Below are 23,915 nucleotides of genomic sequence, written 5' to 3'. Positions count from 1 at the left end.
GTTAAAGAGCGACGCAGCTTTTGGCTGCTGCGGGAGTGGCATTCTACTCAACCGCCTTCTCGAGTCAAGCCTTATTTTCAAAGGCTTTTCGAGGCTACCGACCCGGCTGTTTGCGTTGCCGCTTGCCGTGTCGATGGAGGCGCATTATAGGGAACGGATTCTTTCTGGCAACCCCTCATCGGCAATAAAATTGCAAAAAACTGCACTTCTTTAGTTATTCATATCCAAACACAGCTTTTATACAAACTTATCCACAGAAACCACCAAATCCAGAGCTAAATTAGCCCCCCTCTGCGAGCAGCTCATACCACCGGCTGGCTTTGTCTGTACCAGGTGAATGGAAGATCATCATTCGATAATAAGGGATACCTACCTATATAAGAAACTACACGATCAAGAGTAGGCAGTTGAGGCAGTTGAGGCAGTTGAGGCAGTTGAGGCAGTTGAGGCAGTTGAGGCAGTTGAGGCAGTTGAGGCAGTTGAGGCAGTTGAGGCAGTTGAGGCAGTTGAGGCAGTTGAGGCAGTTGAGGCAGTTGAGGCAGTTGAGGCAGTTGAGGCAGTATCAGAATCCATTAAAAGAAAAGCCGGGACAAGCCCGGCTTTTTCTTTATCACTCAGCAGCTGCTTCAGCAGCGGCCGGGCGGTCTACCAGCTCAATGTAAGCCATAGGGGCGTTGTCGCCTGCACGGAAACCGCATTTCAGAATGCGAGTATAACCGCCGGCGCGCTCCAGGTAGCGCGGGCCCAGTTCATTGAACAGCTTAGCCACGATCGCGTTATCGCGAGTACGGGCAAATGCCAGGCGACGATTAGCAACGCTATCAGTCTTGGCAAGGGTGATCAGCGGTTCAACTACACGACGCAGCTCTTTTGCCTTAGGCAGAGTCGTCTTGATGATCTCATGACGAACCAGGGAGCTGGCCATGTTGCGGAACATAGCCTGACGATGGCTGCTGTTCCGGTTCAGTTGACGACCACTCAAACGATGGCGCATGACCTTATCCTTCTAACTAAATCTGTGAAACCCGTAATCTGGATTACTCGTCAGCGATGCTGGCGGGCGGCCAATTCTCGAGGCGCATGCCAAGAGACAGACCACGGGAGGCCAACACGTCCTTGATCTCAGTCAGGGACTTCTTACCGAGGTTAGGAGTCTTAAGCAACTCAACTTCGGTACGCTGTACCAGATCACCAATATAGTGGATAGCTTCTGCCTTCAGACAGTTCGCAGAACGAACTGTCAGCTCCAAATCATCGACAGGACGCAGCAGAATCGGATCAAACTCGGGTTTCTCTTCTTTCTTCTCGGGCACGCTGACATCGCGCAGATCCACGAAGGCTTCCAGTTGCTCAGCCAGAATAGTGGCAGAACGACGGATGGCTTCTTCAGGATCCAGAGTACCATTGGTCTCCATGTCGATGACCAGCTTGTCCAAGTCGGTACGCTGCTCCACACGTGCTGCCTCAACGTTGTAGGCAATACGAACGATGGGGCTGAACGCGGAGTCCAGCAGCAGGCGACCAATAGGACGCTCTTCATCATCGTTGTGAACACGAGCAGAAGCAGGCACATAACCACGACCGCGCTGAACTTTCAGGCGCATGCTGATTTCAGCATTGGCGCCAGTCAGGTGGCAGATTACGTGCTCCGGGTTTACGATCTCGACTTCATCACCGTGAGTGATATCACCAGCGGTAACGGGGCCTGTTCCAGACTTGGTCAGGGACAGAGTTACCTCGTCCTTGCCTTCCAGCTTCACAGCGATACCTTTCAGGTTGAGCAGGATTTCAAGAATGTCTTCCTGTACACCTTCTTTGCTGCTGTACTCATGCAGTACCCCGTCAATTTCGACTTCAGTAACTGCACAACCGGGCATAGAAGACAGCAAAATACGACGCAGGGCATTACCCAGCGTGTGACCAAAGCCACGCTCAAGTGGCTCGAGAGTCACTTTCGCATGAGTCGGGCTAACTTGCTCGATGTCAACTAGCCGCGGTTTAAGAAAATCTGTTACAGAACCCAGCATTGTGTCCTCTCTTTAGAAGCTAGCTTTACTTGGAGTAAAGCTCGACGATCAGCTGTTCGTTAATGTCGGCAGACAGGTCGGAACGCTCTGGCAGACGCTTGAAAGCACCTTCCATTTTAGCGGCATCAACCTCTACCCAAGTCGGCTTCTCGCGCTGACCAGCAACCTCGAGGGATGCTTTGATACGCGCTTGCTTCTTAGCCTTCTCACGAACGCAGATCACGTCCTCAGGGGAAACCTGGAAAGAAGGAATGTTCACAACGCGACCGTTGACCATGATGGCCTTGTGGCTCACCAGCTGACGAGATTCAGCACGGGTAGCACCGAAGCCCATACGGTAAACAACGTTGTCCAAACGACCTTCCAGCAGCTGCAACAGGTTTTCACCGGTGTTACCCTTTTGACGGGCAGCGTCGCGGTAGTAGTTGCGGAACTGTTTTTCCAATACGCCGTAGATACGACGAACTTTTTGTTTCTCGCGCAGCTGAACACCGTAGTCAGACAGACGCGCTTTACGCGCACCGTGTTGACCAGGAACGGTGTCAATCTTGCACTTAGAATCAATCGCACGAACACCAGACTTCAGGAAGAGGTCGGTGCCCTCACGACGGCTAAGCTTAAGCTTAGGACCGATATATCTTGCCATCTTCTTTCTCCAACAATCCTAGACCAAGTAGCTACAGCGTTACACGCGGCGCTTCTTGGGAGGACGACAACCGTTGTGCGGGATCGGAGTCACATCAGTAATGTTAGTGATGCGGAAACCAGCCGCGTTCAGAGCGCGGATGGAAGACTCACGACCGGGACCCGGACCTTTGACCATGACTTCCAGGTTCTTCACGCCGTATTCTTTGGCGATCTCACCAGCACGCTCAGCAGCTACCTGGGCAGCAAACGGAGTGGACTTACGGGAACCACGGAAACCTGAACCACCGGAGGTAGCCCATGACAGAGCATTGCCCTGACGGTCAGTAATGGTCACGATTGTGTTGTTGAAAGATGCATGAACGTGCGCAATACCGTCGCTCACTTGCTTTTTAACGCGCTTGCGAGCACGAGTCGGAGTTTTAGCCATTTTCTACCTTCCCGTTACTTCTTGATAGCCTTGCGCGGACCCTTACGGGTACGAGCGTTGGTCTTGGTACGTTGACCACGAACAGGCAGGCTACGACGGTGACGCAAACCACGGTAGCAACCCAGATCCATCAATCGCTTGATGTTCATGGAAATCTGACGACGCAGGTCACCTTCAACGGTGAATTTACCTACTTGTTCACGCAGACTCTCGATCTGAGCTTCGTCCAGGTCTTTAATTTTCACATTCTCAGCGATACCGGCTGCGGCACAGATGGCCTTGGAGCGGGTACGACCGACGCCATAAATAGCAGTCAAAGCGATGACTGCATGCTTATGGTCAGGAATGTTAATGCCAGCGATACGGGCCACTATTCACTCCTACATATAGTAGATTACGACCACCACAAAGCCCGTGAGCGGATACGTGGCGGTCAACCAATACACAACAAAAGTTGGCTGGCTATATTAGCCAGCACAACTATTTGTTGCAAGTACTAACCGTAAAAAATTAGCCTTGGCGCTGTTTATGCTTTGGCTCGCTGCAAATCACACGCACCACACCGTGACGCTTGATGATTTTGCAGTTACGGCAGATTGCCTTAACGGAAGCACGAACTTTCATTGCTTAACTCCGTAACTACGCCGACCTTTAGCGGCCGTAGCCCTTCAGGTTGGCCTTCCTCAGGACATCACCATATTGATGAGACATCATATGGGTCTGAACCTGAGCCATGAAGTCCATGATAACTACCACGATAATCAGCAGCGAAGTGCCACCGAAGTAGAACTGTACGTTCCAGGCAGTCATCAAGAACTGGGGTACCAGACAGATAAAGGTTATATAGAGTGCACCTGCCAATGTCAGGCGAGTCATAACCTTATCGATATAACGTGCTGTCTGCTCGCCCGGGCGGATCCCCGGGATAAAGGCTCCACTCTTCTTCAGGTTGTCTGCTGTCTCGCGGGGGTTGAACACCAGCGCGGTATAGAAGAAGCAGAAGAAGATAATGGCTGCTGCATAGAGCATCTCATACAAGGGCTGACCCGGCTGCAGGACCATAGAGACCTGTTGCAGGATGTCAGCGATCTTGCCCTCGCCCTGACCAAACCAAGAGGTAATGGTCCCTGGGAAGAGGATGATGCTGGATGCGAAAATCGCAGGAATCACACCGGCCATATTCACTTTCAACGGCAGGTGTGTGCTTTGCGCGGCAAATACCTGGCGGCCTTGTTGACGCTTGGCATAGTTAACGACGATACGACGCTGACCACGCTCCACGAACACCACAAAGTAAGTCACTGCGAAAACAATCAAGCCCAGCAACAACAACAGCAGGATGTGCAATTCCCCTTGACGTGCCTGTTCGGCCGTAGCGCCAATGGCATGAGGCAGACCAGCAACGATACCTGTGAAGATAATCAACGAGATACCATTACCAATCCCACGCTCGGTAATCTGCTCACCCAACCACATCAAGAACATGGTACCGGTGACCAGACTCACAACGGCCGTGAAATAGAAGCCCAAACCCGGATGAGTCACGAGTCCTTGCATCATATTCGGCAGACCGGTTGCAATACCAATGGCCTGGAACGTTCCCAAAACCAGCGTGCCCCAACGGGTATATTGGCTAATCTTGCGACGGCCGGATTCACCTTCCTTCTTGAGTTCAGCAAGAGCGGGGTGAACCACAGTCAGCAGCTGGATGATGATCGACGCCGAAATGTACGGCATGATCCCCAGCGCAAGAATAGAAGCACGCGAGAGTGCACCACCACTGAACATGTTGAACATCTCAATGATGGTGCCCTTCTGTTGTTGGAACAACTCGGCCAGTACGGCGGCGTCAATACCAGGAATCGGCACATAAGAGCCTGCACGGAAAACGATAATCGCCCCGAGAACGAAGAGCAGACGGCTCTTCAGTTCACTCAGACCACCCTGTGCTTTAACATCCAATCCTGGTTTCTTAGCCATTGTACTGATTATTCCTCGATTTTACCGCCAGCGGCCTCGATGGCTGCACGTGCACCTTTGGTGACGGACAGACCACGAACGGTCACAGCACGGTCAATGTTGCCAGACAGAACAACTTTAGCGAACACGATGTTTTTAGTAATAACACCGGCTTGCTTCAGAGTGCTCACGTCGACCACATCACCTTCTACCAGGGCGATTTCGTTCAGGCGCACTTCGGCAGAAACCAAAGATTTGCGGGAGAAGAAACCGAACTTCGGCAGACGGATTTTCAAAGGCATCTGGCCGCCTTCGAAACCGTTGCGGACTTTGCCGCCACCGGAACGAGAGGTTTGACCTTTAACACCACGACCACCGGTCTTGCCCAGACCAGAACCGATACCACGGCCCGGACGGTGCTTAACGCGCTTGGAGCCAGCGGCCGGAGACAGAGTATTCAGACGCATGCTTAGCCCTCCACCTTAACCATGTAATAAACCTGGTTGATCATGCCGCGTACGCAGGGAGTATCTTCCAGCTCAACGGTGTGACCAATGCGACGCAGACCCAGACCACGCAGAGTCGCCTTGTGCTTTGGCAGACGGCCGATAGAGCTGCGAGTTTGAGTTACTTTTACAGTGTTAGCCATGTCGCATTACCCCAGAATTTCTTCAACGCGCAGACCACGCTTGGCAGCGATCTGGGCCGGGGATTGACCCTGTACCAGAGCGTCGACAGTTGCGCGAACAACGTTGATTGGGTTGGTGGAACCGTAGGTCTTGGCCAGCACGTTGTGGATACCAGCAACTTCCAGAACAGCACGCATGGCGCCGCCTGCAATGATACCAGTACCTTGAGAGGCCGGCTTCATGAACACGGTGGAACCGGAGTGAACACCGCGCACCGGGTGGTGCAGAGTGCCGTTGTTCAGCTCAACCTTGTTCAGGTTACGCTTAGCCTGTTCCATCGCTTTTTGAATAGCGGCCGGAACTTCACGGGCTTTACCGTAACCGTAACCTACACGGCCGTTACCATCACCCACCACGGTCAACGCGGTGAAGGACATGATACGACCACCTTTAACAGTTTTCGAAACACGGTTTACTGCAATCAGCTTTTCTTGCAGTTCGCCGGCTTGAGATTCGACTTTAGCCATCTTCGACTCCTAGCTTAGAACTGAAGACCAGCGTCACGTGCAGCAGCTGCCAGAGCAGCGATGCGACCGTGATACTTGAAACCGGAACGATCGAAAGATACGTTCTGAACGCCTTTGGCAATAGCACGCTCAGCGATTGCTTTACCTACCGCGGTCGCTGCATCAGCGTTACCGGTGTATTTAATAGCTTCACTGATGGCTTTCTCTACTGTGGAAGCAGAGGCCAGAACTTCGGAACCGTTGGCTGCAATAACCTGCGCATAGATATGACGCGGGGTACGGTGAACAACCAGACGGGTAGCTCCCAGTTCCTGCATCTTTTTCCGAGCACGAGTAGCACGACGGAGACGAGCTGCTTTCTTGTCCATAGTGTTACCTTACTTCTTCTTAGCTTCTTTAGTACGCACTTGCTCGTTGGCATAGCGTACACCCTTGCCCTTGTAGGGCTCCGGAGCGCGGTAAGCACGGATATCGGCGGCGACTTGGCCAACCAGCTGCTTGTCGACACCACGCAGAACGATTTCTGTGGCAGTCGGGCACTCAGCGGTCACACCAGCCGGCAGCGCATGCTCTACCGGGTGAGAGAAGCCCAGAGCCAGCGCAACAGCATTGCCCTTGATGGAGGCTTTATAACCTACACCAACCAGCTGCAGCTTGCGCTCGAAGCCTTGGGTAACACCGATTACCATGTTGTTGACCAATGCACGGGCAGTACCGGCCTGAGCGTCAGCACCAGCGATGCCGTCGCGCGGGGCGAACTTCAGTACATTGTCTTCTTTGGTCACTTCTACACCGGCGTGAATAGAGCGAACCAGGGAACCTTTACCACCTTTGATGGACAGTTCCTGGCCGTTCAGAGTCACCTCTACGCCAGCAGGAATAGTGACGGGTGCCTTAGCAACACGAGACATTTCCTACCTCCTATTAAGCGACGTAGCAGATGATCTCACCGCCCATGCTTGCTTTGCGGGCAGCACGGTCAGTCATCACACCTTTAGACGTGGACACGATAGCAACACCGAGACCGCCCATAACTTTCGGCAGATCAGTAGTGCGCTTGTAAATACGCAGGCCGGGACGGCTCACGCGTTGGATCAGTTCTACAACTGGCTTGCCCTGGAAATATTTCAGTTCAATTTCCAGTTCCGGCTTCACGTCACCAGCTACGGAGTAGCCAGTGATGTAACCTTCTTCTTTCAGCACTTTGGCGATAGCCACTTTCAGCTTGGAAGAAGGCATGGAAACCGCAACTTTGCTCGCCGCCTGACCGTTACGGATGCGGGTCAGCATATCCGCGATCGGATCTTGCATGCTCATAAGTCTAACTCCCGAGATTCGTTACCAAGAAGCCTTCTTCAGGCCCGGAATTTCGCCCTTCATGGCATGCTCACGCACCTTGATGCGAGACAGGCCAAACTTGCGCAGGAAACCGTGCGGACGACCAGTAATATTGCAACGGTTACGCTGGCGGGACGGACTGGAATCACGGGGCAGCTGTTGCAGTTGCAGGACAGCATCCCAACGCGCTTCTTCAGAAGCGTTCATATCAACAATGATAGCTTTCAGCTCGGTTCGCTTGGAGGCGAACTTGGCTACCAGCTTCGCACGCTTTGCTTCACGTGCTTTCATGGAAGTTTTAGCCATAACCCTAACCTTACTTGCGGAATGGGAAGTTAAAGGCAGCCAGCAGAGCACGGCCTTCTTCATCGGTATTCGCGGAAGTGGTGATGGTGATATCCAGACCACGGACGCGATCGACCTTGTCATAGTCGATTTCCGGGAAGATGATTTGCTCACGCACGCCCATGGAGTAGTTACCACGACCGTCGAACGCTTTAGCGTTCAGGCCACGGAAGTCACGGATACGCGGTACGGAGATGCAAATCAGCCGTTCCAGGAACTCCCACATACGCTCGCCACGCAGGGTTACTTTACAACCTATCGGGTAGCCTTCACGAATCTTGAAGCCCGCAACAGATTTGCGAGCTTTGGTGATCAGCGGCTTCTGACCGGAAATGGCAGCCATATCGGCAGCAGCATTTTCCAGCAATTTCTTGTCAGAGATCGCTTCACCAACACCCATGTTCAGGGTGATTTTCTCGATCCGAGGGACTTGCATGATAGTCTTGTAACCGAACTGTTTGGACAGTTCATTTACTACATCGGATTTGTAGTAATCATGCAGTTTCGCCATCGTTAAACTCCAATTACTTCACAAGTTCGCCGGTGGATTTGAAGAAACGGACTTTTTTGCCGTCTTCAATCCGGAAACCAACGCGGTCAGCCTTGCCAGTGGCAGAGTTGAACAGCGCTACGTTAGATACATCGATGGGGGCTTCTTTGGTGACGATACCGCCAGCCTGACCCAGTGCGGGTACCGGCTTCTGGTGTTTCTTCACCTGGTTGATGCCTTCCACGATTACCTTACCTTTTGCAATCAGGACTTGAGTGACTTTGCCACGCTTGCCCTTGTCTTTGCCGGTAAGAACAATCACTTCGTCTTCGCGACGGATTTTAGCTGCCATCGTTCGACTCCTTACAGTACTTCGGGTGCCAGGGACACAATCTTCATGAACTTCTCATTACGCAGTTCACGAGTCACCGGGCCAAAAATACGAGTACCGATTGGCTGTTGGTTGTTGTTAAGCAACACAGCCGCATTGTTGTCGAAACGGATGACAGAGCCGTCCGGACGACGAACGCCTTTACGGGTGCGTACGACCACCGCGTTATACACATCACCTTTCTTCACTTTACCGCGAGGAATGGCTTCCTTGATGGAAACCTTGATGATGTCGCCGATGCCGGCGTAACGGCGGTGCGAACCACCCAGAACCTTAATACACATTACACTGCGAGCGCCGGAGTTGTCGGCAACACCCAGCATACTTTGCATCTGGATCATCTTAGTGCTCCGCTTTGTTTACTTCTTATCCCTCTCGGGATCTGGCTGCCTTCAAAAGGCGCGAAACTATAACACAGGATTTTTAGAAAAGGTAGCCTAAAAAACAAACGGCCCCGCTAAGGGGCCGTTTGGACTACAAAGTACCGATTAGGCCTTTTCTACAACGGCAACCAGGGTCCAGGACTTGGTCTTGGACAGCGGGCGGCATTCGCGGATTTCCACGAGGTCGCCAGCTTTGCATTCGTTGTTTTCATCATGTACGTGCAGCTTGGTAGTGCGCTTGATGATCTTACCGTAGATCGGGTGCTTTACCTTGCGCTCGATAGCAACAGTGATGGACTTGTCCATCTTGTCGCTGATTACACGACCTTGCAGAGTACGGATCTTGTCAGTCATTACGCACCTGCCTTCTCAGTCAGTACAGTCTTGATACGTGCGACGTCACGACGCACTTGTTTCAGAGTGTGAGTCTGAGCCAGCTGGCCGGTGGAAGCTTGCATGCGCATGTTGAATTGCTCACGCAGCAGACCCAGCAGCTCCTGGTTCAGTTCTTCGACGCTCTTTTGACGCAGATCTTGGGCTTTCATCACATCACCGTCTTAATTACGAAAGTGGTCTGAACGGACAGCTTAGCTGCGGCCAGGGCAAACGCTTCACGCGCCAGAGCCTCAGGTACACCATCCATCTCGTACAGAACCTTGCCAGGCTGGATCGGGCAAACCCAGTATTCCACGTTACCCTTACCTTTACCCATACGAACTTCGAGGGGCTTTTCGGTGATGGGCTTGTCCGGGAACACACGGATCCAGATCTTGCCTTGACGCTTAACGTGACGGGTCATGGCACGACGGGCTGCTTCGATTTGACGAGCAGTCAGTTGACCACGGGATGTCGCCTTCAGGCCAAAGGTACCGAAGGATACTTCGTTACCAGAGTTGGCCAGACCGCGGTTACGACCCTTGTGGGTCTTGCGGAATTTAGTACGCTTTGGTTGCAACATTTACCGAATCTCCTTACTTAGCAGCGCGGCGCTTGTTGTCACGCTTGGGCTTTGCAGGAGCTTGCTCTTGAGCAGCAGCGGCATTAACAGCAGCCAGACCGCCCAGAACTTCGCCCTTGAAGATCCAAACTTTAACGCCGATCACACCGTAAGTGGTGTGGGCTTCAGAAGTTGCGTAGTCGATGTCGGCACGCAGGGTGTGCAACGGCACACGACCTTCACGGTACCATTCGGTACGCGCGATTTCAGCGCCGCCCAGACGACCGGAAACTTCCACTTTGATGCCCTTGGCACCCAGGCGCATTGCGTTCTGTACGGCGCGCTTCATAGCACGACGGAACATTACACGACGCTCCAGCTGGGAAGTGATGCTGTCGGCAACCAGTTTGCCATCCAGCTCCGGCTTGCGGACTTCGGAAATGTTGATCTGAGCAGGCACGCCAGCAATTGCGGCTACAGCTTTGCGCAGTTTCTCAACGTCTTCGCCTTTCTTACCGATCACAACACCCGGACGAGCGGTGTGAATGGTCACACGGATGCTCTTGGCCGGACGCTCGATGGTGATCTTGGACAAGGACGCGTTTTTCAGTTCCTTGGTCAGGAACTGGCGTACTTGAAAATCGCTGTACAGGTTGTCAGCGAAGTCTTTGGTGTTCGCGAACCAGGTAGAATTCCAAGGCTTGGTAATACCCAGGCGAATGCCATTAGGATGTACTTTCTGACCCATTGCTTATCTCCCAGCCTTAGCGTCGGATACCACTACGGTGATGTGAGCGGTACGCTTGAGGATACGATCCGCACGACCTTTGGCACGCGGACGGATGCGCTTCATGGAGGGACCTTCGTCGACCATGATAGTAGCAACACGCAGCGCGTCGATATCGGCGCCTTCGTTGTGCTCAGCGTTTGCAATGGCAGATTCCAGCACTTTCTTCACCAGAGCTGCAGCCTTTTTCGGGCTGAAGGTCAGGATGTTCAGAGCCTTGTCTACGGACAGACCACGTACTTGATCGGCTACCAGACGAGCTTTCTGGGCAGAAGTACGGGCATAACGGTGTTTAGCGATAGCTTCCATCATTTATCCCTTAGCGCTTCTTAGCCTTCTTATCAGCAGCATGGCCGCGATAAGTACGAGTCGGTGCGAATTCACCCAGTTTGTGACCGATCATTTCTTCGGTAACGAAAACCGGAACGTGCTGACGACCATTATGGACAGCGATGGTCAAACCGATCATGTTCGGGATGATCATTGAACGACGGGACCAGGTCTTAACCGGCTTTTTATCCCCGCTTTCCACCGCTTTCTCTACCTTCTTCAGCAAGTGCAGGTCAATAAATGGACCCTTCTTGAGAGAACGTGGCATGGTGATTCCTCTATGTTAACAATTACTTGTTACGACGACGTACGATGTACTTGTCGGTACGCTTGTTCTTACGGGTCTTGAAGCCTTTAGCCTTCTGGCCCCATGGGGACACAGGCTGCATGCCCTTGTTGCGACCCTCACCACCACCGTGCGGGTGGTCGACCGGGTTCATCGCCATACCGCGAACGGTCGGACGAATACCACGCCAGCGGTTTGCACCGGCTTTACCCAGTTGACGCAGCATGTGCTCGGAGTTACCAACTTCACCGATGGTGGCGCGGCACTCGGCCAGAACTTTACGTACTTCGCCGGAACGCAGACGCAGAGTTACATAGTTACCTTCACGAGCCAGGATCTGGATGAAAGTACCAGCGGAACGAGCCAGCTGGGCACCTTTACCAGGCTTCATCTCAACAGCGTGAACGGTAGAACCGACCGGGATGTTGCGCATCGGCAGGGTGTTACCTACCTTGATTGCGGCATCAGCACCAGAAGCGATTGCATCACCAGCTTTCAGGCCTTTCGGAGCCAGGATGTAACGACGCTCACCGTCTGCATACAGCACCAGGGCGATGTTTGCGGTACGGTTAGGATCGTATTCCAGGCGCTCTACTTTGGCCGGGATACCGTCTTTGTCGCGCTTGAAGTCGACGATACGGTAGTGTTGCTTGTGACCACCGCCGATGTGACGGGTGGTGATGCGGCCGTTGTTGTTACGACCACCGGACTTGTCTTTCTTGTCCAGCAGAGCTGCAAAGGGCTTGCCCTTGTACAGGTCTTGGTTGACGATCTTGACGACGTGGCGGCGGCCCGGAGAAGTAGGCTTGCACTTAACGATTGCCATTTTTCAGAACTCCTCTTACTCGGCTGCGCCCATGAAGTCGATGTCCTGACCAGCTTTCAGGGTCACATAAGCCTTTTTCCAATCGGAACGACGGCCTACGCGTGCACCTGCGCGCTTGGTCTTACCCTTCATGTTCAGGGTACGGACGGTCTCAACTTCGACCTCGAACAGTTTCGCAACTGCAGCTTTGACTTCCGCCTTGGTGGCATCAACAGCAACTTTGAACACGATAGTGTTCTGCTTTTCTGCGACCATGGTGCTCTTTTCAGAGATGTGCGGAGCCTTCAGAACTTTCAGCAGACGCTCTTCACGGATCATGCCAGCATCTCCTCGATTTGCTTAACTGCGTCAGCAGTCATCAGAACCTTGTCGAAAGCGATCAGGCTGACCGGGTCGATACCGGCAACGTCACGCACGTCAACTTTGTACAGGTTACGAGCAGCCAGGAACAGGTTCTCATCGACTTCAGCAGTCACGATCAGAACGTCAGTCAGTTCCATTTCTTTCAGCTTGGCGATCAGTTCTTTGGTCTTCGGAGCTTCGATGCCGAACTTCTCAACAACGATCAGGCGCTCTTGACGTACCAGCTCGGACAGGATGCTACGGATAGCGCCGCGGTACATCTTCTTGTTTACTTTCTGGCTGTGATCTTGCGGCTTAGCTGCAAAAGTCACACCACCGGAACGCCAAATGGGCGAACGGATGGAGCCAGCACGGGCACGACCAGTACCCTTCTGACGCCACGGCTTTTTGCCGCCACCAGACACTTCAGAGCGAGTCAGCTGCGCACGAGTACCCTGACGGGCACCAGCGGCATAAGCAACGACAACCTGGTGAACCAGAGCTTCGTTGAATTCGCGCCCGAAGGTAGTCTCGGAAACTTCAAGAGCGCTCTTGGCGTCTTTCATTACCAATTCCATTACTATCTCCTCAGACGTTACGCTTTGACGGCAGGTTTAACGATCACGTTGCCGTTGGTTGCACCCGGTACTGCGCCTTTGATGAGCAGCAGGTTGCGTTCAGCGTCAACACGAACCAGTTCCAGGTTCTGAGTCGTTACACGCTCAGCACCCATGTGACCAGCCATCTTTTTGCCCTTGAATACACGGCCCGGGGTCTGGTTTTGACCGATGGAGCCAGGTACACGGTGGGACAGAGAGTTACCGTGGGTCATATCCTGGGTGCGGAAGTTCCAGCGCTTAACAGTACCGGCAAAACCTTTACCCTTGGATGTGCCGGTAACGTCTACCAGCTTAACGTCAGCGAGAAGATCTACTTTCAGCTCGCTACCAACAGTGAAAGTTTCACCGTTGTTCAGGCGGAATTCCCACAGACCGCGACCGGCTTCTACACCAGCTTTGGCGAAGTGGCCAGCTTCCGGCTTGGTTACACGGCTGGCTTTCTTGGCGCCAGTGGTAACCTGAATAGCGTTGTAGCCGTCGGTTTCTACAGATTTGACCTGAGTTACACGGTTAGCTTCAACTTCGATAACAGTCACCGGGATAGAAACGCCATCTTCAGTGAAGATGCGAGTCATACCCACTTTGCGACCTACAAGACCGATTGTCATTGTTATCAACCTCTTTCCGTAATTAACCCAGGCTGATCTGGACGTCTACACCAGCTGCCAGATCCAGACGCATCAGGGCGTCAACGGTCTTGTCAGTCGGCTCAACGATGTCTACCAGACGCTTGTGAGTGCGGATCTCGTACTGATCACGCGCATCTTTGTTGACGTGCGGGGAGATCAGGACGGTGAAGCGCTCTTTGCGAGTCGGCAGCGGAATAGGACCGCGAACCTGCGCGCCGGTGCGCTTTGCAGTTTCAACGATTTCCGCAGTGGATTGATCGATCAGGCGATGATCAAAAGCCTTCAGGCGGATACGGATTCTTTGGTTCTGCATTGACAGAGCTCCAATAGATAAAAGAACATAAATCAACACCGCCCGACCGAGATTACTCCCGCCAGAGGTGTGATTTTTCACGTTTCCTCCCATATCGGGAGGACTGTATGGCTGGCCCCCGCAAGCGGGAAACTCAGCAAGCAGACATATCGTCTGGCTTACCTCATGGGTAAGCGGAGGGGATTATACGGATTTTTTCAATTTGCGCAAGAGAAGGCGAACAGATTGTGCGCAATTTTATGTGACAGATGGATCTCGCCAACGGCTGGGCAAGCCCTTGCCTGGCAGGGGTAACGACAATGTTGCAAACAGGCTGGTAGACTGTGCGCCGGCCTTCGTCATCGGAACGACACCCCATGCTCAAAGATCAGAAAAAAGCCTATCAATATGGACTCTGCGCCGTCGCCCTCTGGTCGACGGTCGCTAGCGCCTTCAAGATCTCCCTCACCTACTTTGAACCCGTGCAACTACTGCTGGTCGCGGCCTGCACCTCGACCCTGACGCTGGGGGTGATCGTGGCCTGTCAGGGAAAACTGCCGCTGTTGCTCGGCTACATCAAGAGTCGTCCCCTCTACTATCTGGCACTGGGAGTACTCAACCCCTTCCTCTATTACCTGCTGCTGTTCAAGGCGTATGACCTGCTGCCCGCCCAGCAGGCTCAGACCCTCAACTACACCTGGGCCATCACCCTCAGTCTGCTGGCGGTGCCCTTCCTCGGTCAGAAGCTGCGCCGCCGTGACGGAGTCGCCATCGTGCTCGGCTACTTCGGCGCTCTGGTGATCGCCACCAAAGGGAATGTATTCGGTCTGCAGTTCGACAGCCCCCTCGGCGTCACGCTGGCGCTAGTGTCGACCCTGATCTGGGCCGGCTACTGGATCCTCAACACCCGCAACCAGGGTGACCCCATCGTCAGCCTGCTGCTCAGCTTCCTCATCAGCCTGCCCTTCATCGTCGCGGCGACCTGGCTGCTCTCGGACTTTGCCATGACTGCCTGGCAGGGGTGGGCAGGCGCCATCTACGTGGGGTTGTTCGAGATGGGTTTTGGCTTCGTGCTCTGGCTGATGGCGCTGCGCCACGCCACCAACACGGCCCCCATCAGCAACCTCATCTTCATCTCGCCGTTTGCTTCGCTGGTGCTGCTCAACCTGTTGATCGGCGAAACCATCCACCCGGCCACCCCCATCGGGCTGGCGCTCATCGTCGCCGCCCTGCTGATACAGCAGCTGAAATACGGCAAGCGCTACCGCAAGACCAGCGAGCCGCAAGCCTGACATGCAAAGGGCGTATCCGCGGATACGCCCTTCGTTCAATCAATCCACTCCAGCGGCTGGTTCTTGGGCAGCCGGATCTCCACCAGCAAGCCCCCTAGCTCGGAGCGCCCCAGCCTGATGGTGCCATGATGCTGGGACACGATCTTGGCGACGATGGCCAACCCCAGGCCGCTGCCGCTGCCGGTACGGGCCTCGTTGCCCTGAGTGAAGGGCTTGAGCACCCGGTAGTAATCCTGCTCCGGAATGCCGGGGCCATCATCCGACAGCCGCAACCGCACCCAGTGACCATCATCCTTGAGCTCGGCCTGCAGCCGGCTCGCACCGTAGCGCAGCGAATTACCCGACAGGTTGTTGAGGATGCGGCGGATGCTGATGGGGTTGCAGGCCACCCGTACCGCCTCGGCCGGCAACTCGAGCTCCACCTCCAGTCCCTGATCGGTCTGCACCAGCAAGCTGTCGTGGATCAGCTGGGTCAGGTCGATCTGCTGGGTATCCAGCCCCTCGTCCGGTCGAATGTAGTCGATGAACTGATCGATGATGCCATTGGACTCGTCAATGTCAGCGTTGATGCTCTCCTTGAGATACTCATCGCCGGAGGACATCATCTCGGTCGCCAGCCGGATACGGGTCAGCGGGGTACGCAGATCGTGGGAGACGCCCGCCATCATCAGATTGCGCTCCTCGATCAGGCCCTTGATGGAGCTCGACATGTGATTGAAGGTGCGAGTCAGCCGACGCACCTCCCGCGAGCCCTGCTCCCCCAATGCATCGGGAAAATTGCCGCGCGCCACCGCCACGGCACCCGCTTCCAGATCCTCCAGCGGCCGCACCAGCTGGCGGGCAAAGCGCCAGGCCGCGAACAGGGTCACCACCAGCAGCACGCTCATGTAGAGGATCAGCGGCTCGATGTCGTCATCCTCGATCTCGGTCAGCGGGATGCGCACCCACACCTTGTTGGCCTGGGGCGGCTGGATCCAGATGATGTAGTGATCCTGGATCTCGACCCTGACCTTGGTCTTGCCCCCCAGCTCGCGGCTGATGCTCTCTTCCAGATAGGTGTAAGGCTTGGACTCGTTGAGCCCGTGCTGCTCCGCCTCGGTCTGGGTATAGATGTCGCTGCCGGTCGCCACATAGACCAGCGCCTCGGCGTCTTCACTCAGCGCCAGCTGGTTGCTCTCAACCGGGAAGATGAGTTTGACCTGGTTGGCCAGCAGGTGGCTGATCTGCTTGACGGTCGGCGCCAGCAGATAGTTGTAGAAAGTGGCATAGGAGACAAACTGATAGACCACCAGCACGGCGGCCAAAAACCAGAGCATGCGGGAGAACATGCTGCTCACTTTCTTCATTCGCCGTCACCGTCCGGCACGAACACATAGCCCAGACCCCAGACGGTCTGCAGATAACGGGGCTGCGCCGGATCCTGCTCCAGCAGGCGGCGCAGGCGGGAGACCTGTACGTCGATGCTGCGCTCGGTGGCGGTATATTCACGACCACGGGCCAGGTTCATCAGCTTGTCGCGGGAGAGAGGCTCGCGCGGATGGCTCACCAGCACCTTGAGCACGGCGAATTCACCGCTGGTCAGTGCAACCGGATCACCATCGCGGCTCAGCTCGCGGGTTGCCAGGTTGAGCTGATAGCTGCCAAAGCTCACCACCTTCTCGGCGGTAGAGGGGGCGCCCGGCAACTCGACGGTGTGCCTGCGCAGCACGGCGCGGATCCGGGCCAGCAGCTCACGAGGGTTGAACGGCTTGGGCAGGTAATCATCGGCACCCATCTCGAGCCCGACGATGCGATCCACCTCATCCCCCTTGGCGGTCAGCATCAGCACCGGGATCTGGTTGCCAGCCTCGCGCAGGCGGCGGCAGATGGAGAGGCCGTCTTCCCCCGGCAGCATCAAATCCAGCACCATCAGGCTGAAGTTCTCACGGGTCAGCAGGCGGTCGGCCTGTTCGCCATTGGCGACGCCCCGAACCACGAACCCCTGTTCGGTCAGGTAGCGCTCCAGCAGGGAACGTAATTTCAAATCATCGTCGACGACCAGAACCTTGTATTGCTGACTCATTGCTTGCCTCTCCTCTCGATATGCTGCCAATACTAGAGCTCGGGCTCGTAACGGCCAAGCCTAAATATGTTACCGGTTATTGCCCATTCAGCCGATTTTGCGCCCCTGCATCCCGTACCTCATCACTCAGGCGCCCCCTCAGACGCCCCAGTTTTTGCTCGACAGCAGAGCGACAGCGGATAAGATCTGCCGAGCCATAAGAGGCTCATCAGCCCCACTGACACAGGTAACGACCGATGAAGACCAAGCTGATCACCCGTGAAGGCTACAACAAGCTCAAACAGGAGCTCGATTTCCTCTGGCGCGAGGAGCGCCCCGAGACCACCCGCAAAGTGGCCTGGGCGGCCAGCCTCGGTGATCGCAGCGAGAATGCCGACTACCAATACAACAAGAAACGGCTGCGAGAGATCGACCGGCGGGTCCGTTACCTGCGCAAGTGCCTCGAGGAGCTGGGGATCGTCGACTACTCCCCCGCCCAGGAGGGCAAGGTCTTTTTCGGTGCCTGGGTCGAGGTGGAAAACGAGGAGGGAGAGACCAAGCGCTTTCGCATCGTCGGCTATGACGAGATCTTCGAGCGCAAGGATTACATCTCCATCGACTCCCCCATGGCCCGCGCCCTGCTCAAGAAAGAGGTGGGGGACGAGGCCATAGTGCGCACGCCAGTCGGTGACGCCTGCTGGTACATCAATGAGATCAGCTATCCCAAATAAGCCAGCGCCGGCCCTGACGGCCAAATCGGCTGACGAGGCTAGGAGAGACCGAGCATGCCCGCCCACCGGGTATGACAAGCGTCGTTTTTGCCGGGGTGGCATCCCGCTGCCCGACCCCATATAGTGCTCACACCCGGCGCCTTGCGGCGCCAACCGGCCCGCGCGGCAGTGGTCCGGCTGGTACCTTGAGTACCGCCAGGACAGACCCCTGCCCGGCGACATCGCCTCGCGCCTGCCCGTTGACCAGGACCCGACCAAGAGACCCTCGATGCAAAGCCACGTAATAGAACATCAGATTGCCGGTGAGCTGAATGCCCGCCCGGAGCAGGTGCAGGCCGCCGTTCGCCTGCTGGACGAAGGCGCCACCGTCCCCTTCATCGCCCGTTACCGCAAAGAGGTGACCGGCGGTCTGGATGACAGCCAGCTGCGTACCCTGGAGAGCCGCCTCGGCTACCTGCGTGAACTGGCGGATCGCCGCCAGGTGATCCTGCGCTCCATCGAAGAGCAGGGCAAACTGACCCCCGAGCTGGCCCGCGAGCTGAACGACGCCGACAGCAAGACCCGGCTGGAAGACCTCTACCTCCCCTACAAACCCAAGCGCCGCACCAAGGGGCAGATGGCCATCGAGGCGGGGCTGGAGCCACTGGCCGACCTGCTGCTGAGCGACCCGATGAAGGATCCCGAGCAAGAGGCGGTTCGCTTCCTCAATGCCGAGCAGGGGATCACCGACGGCAAGGCCGCCCTCGACGGTGCCCGCTACATCCTGATGGAGCGCTTCGCCGAGCAGGCTGACCTGCTGGAGAAGCTGCGCGACTACCTGTGGCACAACGCCACCCTGCGCGCGCGCGTGGTGGCCGGCAAGGAGCAGGAAGGGGCCAAGTTCAAGGATTACTTCGAGCACGACGAACCGCTGCACAAGGCCCCCTCCCACCGGGTGCTGGCCATGTTGCGCGGCCGCAACGAGGGGATCCTCAACCTGGCGCTGGTTGCCGGCGACGATGAGGGTGCCAGCCCCTGCGAAGGGATCATTGCCCATCACCTCAGGCTCAACCTGCAACACCGCCCGGCCGACAAGTGGCTGCAGGGGGTAGTGAGCTGGACCTGGAAGATCAAACTCTCCTTGCAGATGGAGACCGAGCTGATCGGCCGCATCCGCGAGTCAGCAGAAGACGAGGCGATCAAGGTATTCGCCATGAACCTCAAGGATCTGCTGATGGCAGCGCCGGCCGGCATGCGCTGCACCATGGGGCTGGATCCGGGCATCCGCACCGGGGTCAAGGTGGCGGTGGTCGATGCCACCGGCAAGCTGGTCGATCACGCGACCATCTATCCGTTCGAACCCAAGCGCCAGGTTGACCAGAGTCTCAAGACCCTGAGCGAGCTGTGCCAGAAGCACAAGGTCGAACTCATCAGCATCGGCAACGGCACCGCCTCGCGGGAAACCGACCGCCTGGTGAGCGATCTGTTCGAGCGCTACCCGGCCGCCAAGGCGCAGAAGATTGTGGTGAGCGAGGCGGGGGCCTCGGTCTACTCCGCCTCCGAGCTCGCCTCCCAGGAGTTCCCTGATCTCGACGTCTCCATTCGTGGCGCCGTCTCCATCGCCCGCCGGCTGCAGGATCCGCTGGCCGAGCTGGTCAAGATCGAGCCCAAGAGCATAGGTGTCGGCCAGTACCAGCACGACGTCGGCCAGAGCCAGCTGGCCCGCCGGCTCGATGCGGTGGTCGAGGATTGCGTGAACGCGGTCGGGGTGGATGTGAATACCGCCTCGGTCGCGCTGCTCAACCGGGTTTCCGGCCTCTCCCAGACCCTGGCCCAGAACATCGTCGCCTACCGCGACGAGAACGGCGCTTTCCAGCATCGTCAGCAATTGCTGAAAGTGAGCCGACTCGGGCCCAAGGCATTCGAACAGTGCGCCGGCTTCCTGCGCATTCGGGGCGGCAGCAACCCGCTGGACGGCTCGGCGGTGCACCCGGAATCCTACCCTGTGGTGGAGCGGATCCTCGCCAAGCTGGAGCAGACCGTGGACAGCCTGCTCGGCAACAGCAGCCTGCTGCGCACTCTCAAGCCCGCCGACTACACCGACGAGCAGTTCGGGGTGCCTACCGTCACCGACATCATCGGTGAGCTGGACAAGCCTGGCCGCGACCCCCGTCCCGAGTTCAAGACTGCCACCTTCAAGGAAGGGGTGGAGAAAATCAGCGATCTGGTACCCGAGATGGTGCTGGAGGGGGTGGTCACCAACGTCACCAACTTCGGCGCCTTCGTCGACATCGGCGTCCATCAGGACGGGCTGGTGCACATCTCCTCTCTCACCGATCGCTTCGTCAAGGATCCCCGCGAGGTGGTCAAGGCCGGCGACATCGTCCGGGTCAAGGTGCTGGAAGTCGACGTACCGCGCAAACGCATCAGTCTGACCATGCGTCTGGATGAAAAAGCCGGCCAGCCTGCCCGCAAACCGGCCGAGCCGCGCCACACCGGCAACGCCAAGCCGAAGCAGGCACCGCGTCAGAGCCCCCCGGCCGATGGCGCCATGGGCAACGCCTTCGCGGCCGCCCTGTCGAAGCTGAAGAAATAAGTCCCCAGAATGCAAAAAGCCCCGCGAGGGGCTTTTTTGTCGCTGTTGCTCGGCCTCATTGGGCCAGCGCAGCCAGAATGGTGTCAGCCTCTTGATGGGCTGCCAGTACTTCCCGCAACCGGTTGAATGCCTTGCAGGCCTCTTGCGGATACTTGCCATAGGAGACCACGCCGGTATGGCTCCAGCCTGCCGCCAGCATCACCTTCTTCTTGAAATGGGTGCCTTCGGTGCCGCCCCCGCCGAGCTGCATCAAGAACTGCTCCATCTGGAGGTGCGGCGGTGGAACACGGGAGAAGGTGGCAAAATCTTCCGGTTTGACTTCATCAAAGTGCATGACGACTCCTGTGATCGTGGATGGGATTACCCCTCAGATTAGTTGTAAATGGCTGCTCGCGAGGGAAAAAACCGGGCGGTAATACGGTGGAAAACTCAGACACTCAGGCTCAGGTTCTGCTGGGCCGCAGGCTTGACTGCCTGCTGATAACGCTGGGCGATGACCTGGTTGCGCTGCTCCATGTAGCCGTTCAGCACGCCCGTCTTGGCGCTGCCATCGGCAGCCAAGGCGGTATCAGGGTCGGATGAAAGCAGCGCCTTGCGGGCCTGCGCCTCCTTGGCCGCAGCACTTCTGGCTACGCTCAGATCCTGAGAGGAGGGTTCGGCAGGCGCCAGTGCGGCGGCCCTCACCTGTTGCATCTTGGCGATGGTGGCTCTGGGATCGCCGGGGATAGTCCCGATGTCGATGGAGACGCCACCGCCGGTCGCGTAACGCTTGCCATCCGGCCCCATGGCAAATTCATAGGTAGGGCTGCCGGCATACTGACCACCAGTGCTCTGGTGCGCCTGCTCGTGAGTACGCACTTCCTGATCCCTGTCGGCCAGCTCCTTGACCTGCAGCTCCTGCTTCTGCTGTTGCTCCTGCTGCTTGGGATCCTGCTGTTTGTTGCGCTGGCCGTCCTCACCGGTGGCCTCGACGAAGCGGTTGTCGATCGCCGCCTGCGGGTTGCCGGTCTGAGAACCGTCTCGCGCCTGCTGGGAAGTCTGATTGGGATTGGCCTGGCTGGCTCTGGACTTCTCTTTCTGGGAGCCGACTTCGGACTCGGCGTTGAAAGCCTCGCTCTGACGGCTCTGGGGGATGAGTGCCGCGCGACGATTGTCAGTGCGTGCCGATTCCGTCTGCGGTTGCAGCTGGTTGGGAATGATGGTCGGCAGACTGACATTGATGTTCATATCACACCCGGATGTCTATCAGGGTTCCCATCATGTCGCTGGCGGTCTGGATCACCTTGGCAGAGGCGCCGGCCTGTACCTCGGCACTCTTGAGGTTCACCAGTTCTTCGGGCAACTGCACCTTGTCACCGCTCGGGGTGTTGAGCCTGGCGATCTGGCTGGACGCCTTGTCGGCGATCTGCTCCGCACGCTGAAAGCCTTGCACACCGCTGTTCAATGCTGAATCTATACGCATGACAACTCTCCTCTGACACTGGATTAATTATCCGCCACGCCAGAGGATTAATGAAGCAAATTGGCTATTTTTCAACCTACAAAATGTTCAATGATTTCAATGAACTGTTGTGGATGGGAAATAAAGGGTGCATGTGAGGCCTTTTCCAGCACCACACTGCGGCTGCTTGGGTAACGCTCGTCCAGCAGAGGGATGGACGCCTTGGGCACCAGCGAATCCAGCCGACCGTAGACTCGCAGCCAAGGCAGGCTCAATGGTGTCAGCTCATCGCGCAGATCGACCTCGGCCAGCAAACCGAGTCCGGCCTCCAGCGCGGCCAGCTGTGGAACGGGCCGCTCCGCCAGCCAGTGGCGCAACTGGCGGATGTCGTCCCTGGCGTGTTCGCTGCCCATGGCCTGGATCGCCAGGAAGCGTTCTATGGTCTGCTTGAAGTCCCCTGCCAGCATCTGGTTGAAACCGGCAAGTACCTTGGGGGCGATCCCTGGCCATTCGTCACGGGCCATAAAACAGGGGGAGCTGGCCACCGTGATAAGGGAGTGCAGTCGCTCGGGATGGCTCAAGGCCAACTGGCATGCCACCAGGCCACCGAGGGACCACCCCAGCAAATGGCACTGCTCCGGCAGGATGGCTGCCACCTCTTCAGCCAGCCAGGGCAGACTGTACTCCACCTCACCTGCCAGCGGACTGTTGCCAAAGCCGGGCAGATCCACCAGATGGACGCGATAGCGAGACGCCAGGGCCGGCACAATGCCATGCCAGACCGCGCCATTCATTCCCCATCCGTGCAACAGCACCAGATCGGGCCCCTGACCAAACCGCTCAACCGACACGCTCATCTAGACTCAGATCCTGTTCACTCTGTTGGGGTCAGCATGTTAAAGCGGTTGCTCGCCAAAGCAAGTCCGATCCTCGGCCGCCACGCCGATTGGCAGGGCAACTGCCTGCTCTGCCAGCAGCCTTGCGATGTTGCCCCCTTGCTGTGCAGCTGGTGCCGGCAGGCACTACAGCAGGCTGACCACACCTGCCGCTTGTGTGCAGCTCCTTTGCCGGCATTGCATGAAGAGCGCCTGCCGATCTGCGGTCGTTGCTAGCGCAGGCCGCCGCCATGGGAGCGGCTGCAGGTCATCGGTGACTATCGCCCCCCCTACCCCATGTTGATCCCCCGGCTGAAGTATTCCGGCCAGATCCTGCTGGCCCCGCTGCTCGCCCGGCTGCTGGCCGATCATCTGGATCTCAGCGAGCCGCCAGAGGCCATCATTCCAGTGCCGCTGCACTGGTGGCGCCAATGGTGGCGCGGCTTCAATCAGGCGGAAGAGATAGCCCTCGCTCTCAGCGAGCTGACCGGCATTCCTTGCAACAACACCCTGCTGCGCCGGGTCAGGGCAACCCCGCAGCAAACCAGGCTCAGTGCCGGCCAGCGGCGACGCAATCTGCGCGGCGCCTTCCAGATCAGGCCCCACGCCTACCAGCACGTGGCGCTGCTCGATGATGTGGTCACCACGGGCGCGACCGCCGGCCATCTCACCCGCTTGCTCCATGAGAGCGGAGTCACAAAGGTGGAAGTGTGGGCCGTCTGTCGCACCCTCAAGCATCTCAAGTAA

38 protein-coding genes and 1 pseudogene are annotated in these 23,915 nt (G+C 56.7%); 5 read left to right on the top strand and 34 right to left on the bottom strand.

The features are described from left to right. A partial coding sequence (locus PG899_RS09915; RefSeq protein WP_270697344.1) for a hypothetical protein occupies positions 1-214 on the top strand: 214 nt, incomplete at its 5' end. A gap of 396 nt (positions 215-610) precedes the next feature. Here PG899_RS09915 and rplQ read toward each other — a convergent pair. From rplQ to rpsJ, 28 genes are all read right to left on the bottom strand, one after another. Further along, positions 611-994, bottom strand: coding sequence for a 50S ribosomal protein L17 (gene rplQ, locus PG899_RS09910; protein ID WP_005307999.1), 384 nt, complete (start codon positions 992-994; stop codon positions 611-613). Between the two features lie 43 nt (positions 995-1,037). Beyond that, positions 1,038-2,027 (bottom strand): DNA-directed RNA polymerase subunit alpha, encoded by a 990-nt coding sequence (locus PG899_RS09905; protein WP_005307997.1) that lies wholly within the window; start codon positions 2,025-2,027, stop codon positions 1,038-1,040. A 25-nt stretch (positions 2,028-2,052) separates the two neighbouring features. Further along, positions 2,053-2,673, bottom strand: coding sequence for a 30S ribosomal protein S4 (rpsD, locus tag PG899_RS09900; RefSeq protein ID WP_011704319.1), 621 nt, complete (start codon positions 2,671-2,673; stop codon positions 2,053-2,055). Between the two features lie 39 nt (positions 2,674-2,712). Next, the gene (gene rpsK / locus PG899_RS09895) at positions 2,713-3,102 is read right to left on the bottom strand and encodes a 30S ribosomal protein S11 (RefSeq protein ID WP_005319702.1); all 390 of its coding nucleotides are present in this window, start codon (positions 3,100-3,102) and stop codon (positions 2,713-2,715) included. Positions 3,103-3,116: 14 nt separating this feature from the next. Then, the gene (gene rpsM / locus PG899_RS09890; protein ID WP_005307991.1) at positions 3,117-3,473 is read right to left on the bottom strand and encodes a 30S ribosomal protein S13; all 357 of its coding nucleotides are present in this window, start codon (positions 3,471-3,473) and stop codon (positions 3,117-3,119) included. A gap of 139 nt (positions 3,474-3,612) precedes the next feature. Beyond that, entirely contained in the window at positions 3,613-3,726 is a 114-nt protein-coding gene (gene rpmJ / locus PG899_RS09885; RefSeq protein WP_005319705.1) for a 50S ribosomal protein L36, read from the bottom strand. Between the two features lie 27 nt (positions 3,727-3,753). Next, positions 3,754-5,082, bottom strand: coding sequence for a preprotein translocase subunit SecY (gene secY / locus PG899_RS09880; protein WP_010672567.1), 1,329 nt, complete (start codon positions 5,080-5,082; stop codon positions 3,754-3,756). Between the two features lie 8 nt (positions 5,083-5,090). Then, the gene (gene rplO / locus PG899_RS09875; protein WP_005307987.1) at positions 5,091-5,528 is read right to left on the bottom strand and encodes a 50S ribosomal protein L15; all 438 of its coding nucleotides are present in this window, start codon (positions 5,526-5,528) and stop codon (positions 5,091-5,093) included. Between the two features lie 2 nt (positions 5,529-5,530). Then, positions 5,531-5,710, bottom strand: coding sequence for a 50S ribosomal protein L30 (gene rpmD, locus PG899_RS09870; protein WP_005307985.1), 180 nt, complete (start codon positions 5,708-5,710; stop codon positions 5,531-5,533). Positions 5,711-5,716: 6 nt separating this feature from the next. Continuing rightward, a complete protein-coding gene (gene rpsE, locus PG899_RS09865) occupies positions 5,717-6,217 on the bottom strand; it encodes a 30S ribosomal protein S5 (protein WP_011704318.1) in 501 nt (166 codons plus the stop codon). A gap of 14 nt (positions 6,218-6,231) precedes the next feature. Next, on the bottom strand, positions 6,232-6,585 hold the full coding sequence (rplR, locus tag PG899_RS09860; RefSeq protein WP_011704317.1) for a 50S ribosomal protein L18: 354 nt from the start codon (positions 6,583-6,585) through the stop codon (positions 6,232-6,234). A 9-nt stretch (positions 6,586-6,594) separates the two neighbouring features. Further along, a complete protein-coding gene (gene rplF / locus PG899_RS09855) occupies positions 6,595-7,128 on the bottom strand; it encodes a 50S ribosomal protein L6 (RefSeq protein WP_005307981.1) in 534 nt (177 codons plus the stop codon). A gap of 13 nt (positions 7,129-7,141) precedes the next feature. Then, complete coding sequence (rpsH, locus tag PG899_RS09850; RefSeq protein WP_011704316.1) at positions 7,142-7,534, bottom strand: 30S ribosomal protein S8; 393 nt, start codon at positions 7,532-7,534, stop codon at positions 7,142-7,144. 21 nt (positions 7,535-7,555) lie between these two features. Further along, on the bottom strand, positions 7,556-7,861 hold the full coding sequence (gene rpsN / locus PG899_RS09845) for a 30S ribosomal protein S14 (RefSeq protein WP_011704315.1): 306 nt from the start codon (positions 7,859-7,861) through the stop codon (positions 7,556-7,558). 10 nt (positions 7,862-7,871) lie between these two features. Then, complete coding sequence (gene rplE, locus PG899_RS09840; protein WP_005331162.1) at positions 7,872-8,411, bottom strand: 50S ribosomal protein L5; 540 nt, start codon at positions 8,409-8,411, stop codon at positions 7,872-7,874. A gap of 13 nt (positions 8,412-8,424) precedes the next feature. Next, on the bottom strand, positions 8,425-8,742 hold the full coding sequence (gene rplX / locus PG899_RS09835; protein WP_005307977.1) for a 50S ribosomal protein L24: 318 nt from the start codon (positions 8,740-8,742) through the stop codon (positions 8,425-8,427). 11 nt (positions 8,743-8,753) lie between these two features. Continuing rightward, entirely contained in the window at positions 8,754-9,122 is a 369-nt protein-coding gene (gene rplN, locus PG899_RS09830) for a 50S ribosomal protein L14 (protein WP_005307975.1), read from the bottom strand. A gap of 147 nt (positions 9,123-9,269) precedes the next feature. Further along, entirely contained in the window at positions 9,270-9,518 is a 249-nt protein-coding gene (gene rpsQ / locus PG899_RS09825; protein WP_005307966.1) for a 30S ribosomal protein S17, read from the bottom strand. Continuing rightward, the gene (gene rpmC / locus PG899_RS09820; RefSeq protein ID WP_005307965.1) at positions 9,518-9,709 is read right to left on the bottom strand and encodes a 50S ribosomal protein L29; all 192 of its coding nucleotides are present in this window, start codon (positions 9,707-9,709) and stop codon (positions 9,518-9,520) included. The genes rpsQ and rpmC overlap by 1 nt, the downstream gene beginning before the upstream one ends. Next, positions 9,709-10,122 carry a 50S ribosomal protein L16 gene (gene rplP / locus PG899_RS09815; RefSeq protein WP_005307963.1) on the bottom strand — a complete coding sequence of 138 codons (414 nt, stop codon included), beginning with the start codon at positions 10,120-10,122 and terminating at the stop codon, positions 9,709-9,711. The genes rpmC and rplP overlap by 1 nt, the downstream gene beginning before the upstream one ends. A gap of 13 nt (positions 10,123-10,135) precedes the next feature. Continuing rightward, positions 10,136-10,849 carry a 30S ribosomal protein S3 gene (gene rpsC / locus PG899_RS09810; protein ID WP_005331168.1) on the bottom strand — a complete coding sequence of 238 codons (714 nt, stop codon included), beginning with the start codon at positions 10,847-10,849 and terminating at the stop codon, positions 10,136-10,138. Between the two features lie 3 nt (positions 10,850-10,852). Next, positions 10,853-11,197 carry a 50S ribosomal protein L22 gene (gene rplV, locus PG899_RS09805; protein WP_011704314.1) on the bottom strand — a complete coding sequence of 115 codons (345 nt, stop codon included), beginning with the start codon at positions 11,195-11,197 and terminating at the stop codon, positions 10,853-10,855. Between the two features lie 10 nt (positions 11,198-11,207). Next, entirely contained in the window at positions 11,208-11,486 is a 279-nt protein-coding gene (gene rpsS / locus PG899_RS09800; protein WP_005307960.1) for a 30S ribosomal protein S19, read from the bottom strand. Between the two features lie 22 nt (positions 11,487-11,508). Further along, the gene (gene rplB, locus PG899_RS09795; RefSeq protein ID WP_005307957.1) at positions 11,509-12,330 is read right to left on the bottom strand and encodes a 50S ribosomal protein L2; all 822 of its coding nucleotides are present in this window, start codon (positions 12,328-12,330) and stop codon (positions 11,509-11,511) included. Between the two features lie 15 nt (positions 12,331-12,345). Beyond that, the gene (rplW, locus tag PG899_RS09790) at positions 12,346-12,648 is read right to left on the bottom strand and encodes a 50S ribosomal protein L23 (protein ID WP_005307955.1); all 303 of its coding nucleotides are present in this window, start codon (positions 12,646-12,648) and stop codon (positions 12,346-12,348) included. After that, positions 12,645-13,250, bottom strand: coding sequence for a 50S ribosomal protein L4 (gene rplD, locus PG899_RS09785; protein WP_005340616.1), 606 nt, complete (start codon positions 13,248-13,250; stop codon positions 12,645-12,647). The genes rplW and rplD overlap by 4 nt, the downstream gene beginning before the upstream one ends. 17 nt (positions 13,251-13,267) lie before the next feature. After that, positions 13,268-13,900, bottom strand: coding sequence for a 50S ribosomal protein L3 (gene rplC, locus PG899_RS09780; protein ID WP_010672559.1), 633 nt, complete (start codon positions 13,898-13,900; stop codon positions 13,268-13,270). A 22-nt stretch (positions 13,901-13,922) separates the two neighbouring features. After that, entirely contained in the window at positions 13,923-14,234 is a 312-nt protein-coding gene (gene rpsJ / locus PG899_RS09775; protein ID WP_005307944.1) for a 30S ribosomal protein S10, read from the bottom strand. Between the two features lie 356 nt (positions 14,235-14,590). Here rpsJ and PG899_RS09770 point away from each other — a divergent pair, with 356 nt between their 5' ends. After that, entirely contained in the window at positions 14,591-15,505 is a 915-nt protein-coding gene (locus PG899_RS09770; protein WP_077095821.1) for a DMT family transporter, read from the top strand. Positions 15,506-15,540: 35 nt separating this feature from the next. Here PG899_RS09770 and envZ read toward each other — a convergent pair whose 3' ends face one another. Then, positions 15,541-16,851 carry a two-component system sensor histidine kinase EnvZ gene (gene envZ, locus PG899_RS09765; protein ID WP_017410611.1) on the bottom strand — a complete coding sequence of 437 codons (1,311 nt, stop codon included), beginning with the start codon at positions 16,849-16,851 and terminating at the stop codon, positions 15,541-15,543. Beyond that, positions 16,848-17,567 carry an osmolarity response regulator transcription factor OmpR gene (gene ompR / locus PG899_RS09760; protein ID WP_005307934.1) on the bottom strand — a complete coding sequence of 240 codons (720 nt, stop codon included), beginning with the start codon at positions 17,565-17,567 and terminating at the stop codon, positions 16,848-16,850. The genes envZ and ompR overlap by 4 nt, the downstream gene beginning before the upstream one ends. Positions 17,568-17,803: 236 nt before the next feature. Here ompR and greB point away from each other — a divergent pair, with 236 nt between their 5' ends. Together greB and PG899_RS09750 are read left to right on the top strand one after the other, a co-directional pair. Beyond that, positions 17,804-18,277, top strand: a complete 474-nt coding sequence (greB, locus tag PG899_RS09755) for a transcription elongation factor GreB (RefSeq protein ID WP_011704309.1) — start codon at positions 17,804-17,806, stop codon at positions 18,275-18,277. A gap of 268 nt (positions 18,278-18,545) precedes the next feature. After that, positions 18,546-20,852, top strand: coding sequence for a Tex family protein (locus PG899_RS09750; RefSeq protein ID WP_077095822.1), 2,307 nt, complete (start codon positions 18,546-18,548; stop codon positions 20,850-20,852). A 55-nt stretch (positions 20,853-20,907) separates the two neighbouring features. On the opposite strand, the gene PG899_RS09745 is transcribed toward PG899_RS09750, so the two are convergent. The 4 genes from PG899_RS09745 to bioH all read right to left on the bottom strand — a co-directional run bounded on the left by PG899_RS09745 (position 20,908) and on the right by bioH (position 23,150). Continuing rightward, complete coding sequence (locus PG899_RS09745) at positions 20,908-21,186, bottom strand: hypothetical protein (protein WP_077095823.1); 279 nt, start codon at positions 21,184-21,186, stop codon at positions 20,908-20,910. Positions 21,187-21,281: 95 nt separating this feature from the next. Beyond that, positions 21,282-22,079, bottom strand: a complete 798-nt coding sequence (locus PG899_RS09740; protein WP_077095824.1) for a putative metalloprotease CJM1_0395 family protein — start codon at positions 22,077-22,079, stop codon at positions 21,282-21,284. A 1-nt stretch (position 22,080) separates the two neighbouring features. After that, a complete protein-coding gene (locus tag PG899_RS09735; protein WP_011704305.1) occupies positions 22,081-22,314 on the bottom strand; it encodes a flagellar basal body rod C-terminal domain-containing protein in 234 nt (77 codons plus the stop codon). A gap of 71 nt (positions 22,315-22,385) precedes the next feature. Further along, positions 22,386-23,150 carry a pimeloyl-ACP methyl ester esterase BioH gene (gene bioH, locus PG899_RS09730; protein WP_077095825.1) on the bottom strand — a complete coding sequence of 255 codons (765 nt, stop codon included), beginning with the start codon at positions 23,148-23,150 and terminating at the stop codon, positions 22,386-22,388. Positions 23,151-23,186: 36 nt separating this feature from the next. Between bioH and PG899_RS24250 the strand changes: the two are divergent. Beyond that, positions 23,187-23,915, top strand: a pseudogene (locus PG899_RS24250) (ComF family protein).

Source organism: Aeromonas sp. QDB39 (assembly GCF_027707585.1).
Classification (GTDB): Bacteria; Pseudomonadota; Gammaproteobacteria; order Enterobacterales; family Aeromonadaceae; genus Aeromonas; species Aeromonas hydrophila.
The sequence above is the reverse complement of the archived record's forward strand: the minus strand, read 5'-3'. Positions and strand labels throughout refer to the sequence as shown.

What these genes read in the sequence shown, in the direction of transcription:
- rplQ (WP_005307999.1), bottom strand. Translation starts at nt 994, where the DNA reads ATGCGCCATCGTTTGAGTGGTCGTCAACTGAACCGGAACAGCAGCCAT.
- PG899_RS09905 (WP_005307997.1), bottom strand. Translation starts at nt 2,027, where the DNA reads ATGCTGGGTTCTGTAACAGATTTTCTTAAACCGCGGCTAGTTGACATC.
- rpsD (WP_011704319.1), bottom strand. Translation starts at nt 2,673, where the DNA reads ATGGCAAGATATATCGGTCCTAAGCTTAAGCTTAGCCGTCGTGAGGGC.
- rpsK (WP_005319702.1), bottom strand. Translation starts at nt 3,102, where the DNA reads ATGGCTAAAACTCCGACTCGTGCTCGCAAGCGCGTTAAAAAGCAAGTG.
- rpmJ (WP_005319705.1), bottom strand. Translation starts at nt 3,726, where the DNA reads ATGAAAGTTCGTGCTTCCGTTAAGGCAATCTGCCGTAACTGCAAAATC.
- secY (WP_010672567.1), bottom strand. Translation starts at nt 5,082, where the DNA reads ATGGCTAAGAAACCAGGATTGGATGTTAAAGCACAGGGTGGTCTGAGT.
- rplO (WP_005307987.1), bottom strand. Translation starts at nt 5,528, where the DNA reads ATGCGTCTGAATACTCTGTCTCCGGCCGCTGGCTCCAAGCGCGTTAAG.
- rpmD (WP_005307985.1), bottom strand. Translation starts at nt 5,710, where the DNA reads ATGGCTAACACTGTAAAAGTAACTCAAACTCGCAGCTCTATCGGCCGT.
- rpsE (WP_011704318.1), bottom strand. Translation starts at nt 6,217, where the DNA reads ATGGCTAAAGTCGAATCTCAAGCCGGCGAACTGCAAGAAAAGCTGATT.
- rplR (WP_011704317.1), bottom strand. Translation starts at nt 6,585, where the DNA reads ATGGACAAGAAAGCAGCTCGTCTCCGTCGTGCTACTCGTGCTCGGAAA.
- rplF (WP_005307981.1), bottom strand. Translation starts at nt 7,128, where the DNA reads ATGTCTCGTGTTGCTAAGGCACCCGTCACTATTCCTGCTGGCGTAGAG.
- rpsH (WP_011704316.1), bottom strand. Translation starts at nt 7,534, where the DNA reads ATGAGCATGCAAGATCCGATCGCGGATATGCTGACCCGCATCCGTAAC.
- rpsN (WP_011704315.1), bottom strand. Translation starts at nt 7,861, where the DNA reads ATGGCTAAAACTTCCATGAAAGCACGTGAAGCAAAGCGTGCGAAGCTG.
- rplE (WP_005331162.1), bottom strand. Translation starts at nt 8,411, where the DNA reads ATGGCGAAACTGCATGATTACTACAAATCCGATGTAGTAAATGAACTG.
- rplX (WP_005307977.1), bottom strand. Translation starts at nt 8,742, where the DNA reads ATGGCAGCTAAAATCCGTCGCGAAGACGAAGTGATTGTTCTTACCGGC.
- rplN (WP_005307975.1), bottom strand. Translation starts at nt 9,122, where the DNA reads ATGATCCAGATGCAAAGTATGCTGGGTGTTGCCGACAACTCCGGCGCT.
- rpsQ (WP_005307966.1), bottom strand. Translation starts at nt 9,518, where the DNA reads ATGACTGACAAGATCCGTACTCTGCAAGGTCGTGTAATCAGCGACAAG.
- rpmC (WP_005307965.1), bottom strand. Translation starts at nt 9,709, where the DNA reads ATGAAAGCCCAAGATCTGCGTCAAAAGAGCGTCGAAGAACTGAACCAG.
- rplP (WP_005307963.1), bottom strand. Translation starts at nt 10,122, where the DNA reads ATGTTGCAACCAAAGCGTACTAAATTCCGCAAGACCCACAAGGGTCGT.
- rpsC (WP_005331168.1), bottom strand. Translation starts at nt 10,849, where the DNA reads ATGGGTCAGAAAGTACATCCTAATGGCATTCGCCTGGGTATTACCAAG.
- rplV (WP_011704314.1), bottom strand. Translation starts at nt 11,197, where the DNA reads ATGGAAGCTATCGCTAAACACCGTTATGCCCGTACTTCTGCCCAGAAA.
- rpsS (WP_005307960.1), bottom strand. Translation starts at nt 11,486, where the DNA reads ATGCCACGTTCTCTCAAGAAGGGTCCATTTATTGACCTGCACTTGCTG.
- rplB (WP_005307957.1), bottom strand. Translation starts at nt 12,330, where the DNA reads ATGGCAATCGTTAAGTGCAAGCCTACTTCTCCGGGCCGCCGCCACGTC.
- rplW (WP_005307955.1), bottom strand. Translation starts at nt 12,648, where the DNA reads ATGATCCGTGAAGAGCGTCTGCTGAAAGTTCTGAAGGCTCCGCACATC.
- rplD (WP_005340616.1), bottom strand. Translation starts at nt 13,250, where the DNA reads ATGGAATTGGTAATGAAAGACGCCAAGAGCGCTCTTGAAGTTTCCGAG.
- rplC (WP_010672559.1), bottom strand. Translation starts at nt 13,900, where the DNA reads ATGACAATCGGTCTTGTAGGTCGCAAAGTGGGTATGACTCGCATCTTC.
- rpsJ (WP_005307944.1), bottom strand. Translation starts at nt 14,234, where the DNA reads ATGCAGAACCAAAGAATCCGTATCCGCCTGAAGGCTTTTGATCATCGC.
- PG899_RS09770 (WP_077095821.1), top strand. Translation starts at nt 14,591, where the DNA reads ATGCTCAAAGATCAGAAAAAAGCCTATCAATATGGACTCTGCGCCGTC.
- envZ (WP_017410611.1), bottom strand. Translation starts at nt 16,851, where the DNA reads ATGAAGAAAGTGAGCAGCATGTTCTCCCGCATGCTCTGGTTTTTGGCC.
- ompR (WP_005307934.1), bottom strand. Translation starts at nt 17,567, where the DNA reads ATGAGTCAGCAATACAAGGTTCTGGTCGTCGACGATGATTTGAAATTA.
- greB (WP_011704309.1), top strand. Translation starts at nt 17,804, where the DNA reads ATGAAGACCAAGCTGATCACCCGTGAAGGCTACAACAAGCTCAAACAG.
- PG899_RS09750 (WP_077095822.1), top strand. Translation starts at nt 18,546, where the DNA reads ATGCAAAGCCACGTAATAGAACATCAGATTGCCGGTGAGCTGAATGCC.
- PG899_RS09745 (WP_077095823.1), bottom strand. Translation starts at nt 21,186, where the DNA reads ATGCACTTTGATGAAGTCAAACCGGAAGATTTTGCCACCTTCTCCCGT.
- PG899_RS09740 (WP_077095824.1), bottom strand. Translation starts at nt 22,079, where the DNA reads ATGAACATCAATGTCAGTCTGCCGACCATCATTCCCAACCAGCTGCAA.
- PG899_RS09735 (WP_011704305.1), bottom strand. Translation starts at nt 22,314, where the DNA reads ATGCGTATAGATTCAGCATTGAACAGCGGTGTGCAAGGCTTTCAGCGT.
- bioH (WP_077095825.1), bottom strand. Translation starts at nt 23,150, where the DNA reads ATGAGCGTGTCGGTTGAGCGGTTTGGTCAGGGGCCCGATCTGGTGCTG.